Origin of the sequence: Staphylococcus sp. HMSC34G04, assembly GCF_001838765.1 — a bacterium.
GTDB lineage: Bacteria > Bacillota > Bacilli > Staphylococcales > Staphylococcaceae > Staphylococcus > Staphylococcus epidermidis.
In genome coordinates this window covers 1-1,776 of the sequence record NZ_KV838711.1, presented here as the reverse complement: position 1 = coordinate 1,776, position 1,776 = coordinate 1, and the positions used below count along the sequence as shown (strand labels likewise).

4 protein-coding genes and 1 pseudogene are annotated in these 1,776 nt (G+C 30.1%); 4 read left to right on the top strand and 1 reads right to left on the bottom strand.

Annotation, left to right across the window (positions count from 1 at the left end):
* Positions 1-37: 37 nt before the first annotated feature.
* The 4 genes from HMPREF3241_RS03440 to HMPREF3241_RS03430 all read left to right on the top strand — a co-directional run bounded on the left by HMPREF3241_RS03440 (position 38) and on the right by HMPREF3241_RS03430 (position 1,203).
* Positions 38-355 carry a relaxase family protein gene (locus HMPREF3241_RS03440; protein ID WP_050396447.1) on the top strand — a complete coding sequence of 106 codons (318 nt, stop codon included), beginning with the start codon at positions 38-40 and terminating at the stop codon, positions 353-355.
* Positions 283-606: a DUF334 domain-containing protein gene (locus tag HMPREF3241_RS12930; protein WP_002447833.1), complete on the top strand. Its 324-nt coding sequence runs from the start codon at positions 283-285 to the stop codon at positions 604-606. The genes HMPREF3241_RS03440 and HMPREF3241_RS12930 overlap by 73 nt, the downstream gene beginning before the upstream one ends.
* A 54-nt stretch (positions 607-660) precedes the next feature.
* Positions 661-786: a DUF334 domain-containing protein gene (locus HMPREF3241_RS12925; RefSeq protein ID WP_141568269.1), complete on the top strand. Its 126-nt coding sequence runs from the start codon at positions 661-663 to the stop codon at positions 784-786.
* Positions 787-933: 147 nt separating this feature from the next.
* On the top strand, positions 934-1,203 hold the full coding sequence (locus HMPREF3241_RS03430) for a hypothetical protein (RefSeq protein ID WP_002447832.1): 270 nt from the start codon (positions 934-936) through the stop codon (positions 1,201-1,203).
* A 322-nt stretch (positions 1,204-1,525) separates the two neighbouring features.
* Here the strand turns inward: HMPREF3241_RS03430 and HMPREF3241_RS12680 are convergent.
* Positions 1,526-1,642, bottom strand: a pseudogene (locus HMPREF3241_RS12680) (IS6 family transposase); the annotation flags it as partial.
* Positions 1,643-1,776: the final 134 nt, after the last annotated feature.

The window sequence follows — 1,776 nt, the reverse complement described above, 5'->3', positions numbered from 1 at the left end:
TAGAATTGGATATTTTAAAAAAGTACAAGGCAGTCGATTGGTCGCACCCAATTATGAGCTATTGGAACGTAATATCAGTGAATTACGTGAATGGAAAGATGCTTTGAGAGACAAGATTGAAAATAAAAAGACACATACAAGCAATTTTGAGAGATTTTCAGAGCATTTAGCACAATCAGGTATAGAATTTTCGAGTAAGAGGCAAAACGTCTCATATAAGCCTGAAAACGTCAATAAATCGGTGCGTGGTAAAACACTTGGTCAAGAATATGACAAAAGGCGTTGGAAAATGACTTTAGAAGACAAAATGAAAAACAAGAACAATCAAGATATACAGAATATGCAGATGGAATAGAAGTCGATTGGGACGTAGTTAAACATAACACCGAGCAATTCATTAATCAAAGAACTAGAGAAACAAAACAAGCTATTACTAAGTTACATCGAGGAGATAAACAAGAATCAGAAATGCAGAACCTCAGCTCCAAATTGAAAGAGACGATGACGGTTATTCAATATAATAATATAAAAGTACACAACGATTTCGTTCATATACTTAGAGATACATTGAATGATGTGGAAACGAAAAAATTCAAGATGAAATGACAGCAGAAATAGATAAAATCAAAAACGAAAATGAAAAATTAGTTAAAGTGTTTAATCATAAGCTCTGAGGGCTTTTTGACGTTAGCTTGGTATATCGCCTATGGATTATTACCTTATATAATTACGATAGGCTTATTTATTGGCTTGTATGAATGGATTAGAGCAAAATTGCATGAGTAAAGAAAATAAATTGAGATAAAATTACTGAAAAGAGTGGTATTTTAAAACTGTTTATTACATTTATAATATTTTTCATAATCTTTGTATCTTTTGGTATTAAATGTTATAAAAAAGTTAGAATACACATTTATACTTAGGAGGAATGGAATGGTAAAAATAGTTCCTGAATATGAATTAGATTATTTTGATTGGTTAGTTAGACAAAGATTGATAAATTTTCCTGCAATGCCTGTAAAAGGAGAATGGAAACAAGAATCATATGGATACGATAATATTAGTTTTGATAATGAAAATGAATATCAAGAATTAGTAATTGATACTGAGAAGACTTATCCTGAATTTGATTTTTATGAAAAAGCTTTAGAAAGTATATCTCTTGTTAATTTGGATGACTTTCATAAAAAAACTAAAGACTGATCCAATTTGAATCAGTCTTTAGTTTAGCAAATTATCTTAACTAATAGATAATTTTATCTTCATGTTGAGTCAATGGTAACGGAATGAGTGTAGCGAATGAGTATACAGAATTGACCAACCGACTTACTCGCCGTTCGGGAAGTTTTTGATTAATCTTTCTTCAAAAAGGAAGCGAGGCATTTTGCTATGAACTTTTTAATATCTTTTTAGGTGTTGCTTGAACCTTAGAGCCTAAAGATTTATGAGATATTAAAGGCAACCGATTCTGTTGCACAGTCAGAAAAAATATAGCTAGTCACCATTTGATCACATCAGTGGTCGCTTAACTGGACAACATATGACTAATTTCGTGACATGGAGAAAATTCGTAGATTTGAAGAGACTTGCGGTTCTTTTTATATAATCCGTAAATATATTCAATTTCTTTGATTGTACTTTTGGTTAAGATAATACTATAAAATCAACTTTGCAACAGAACCATAATTAATATGTTTAATTAAAATAATTTTAATAGCAAAATACTATCAAAAATTTCCCCACATAAAAAGTCACGATAAATTTATCGTGACTTTT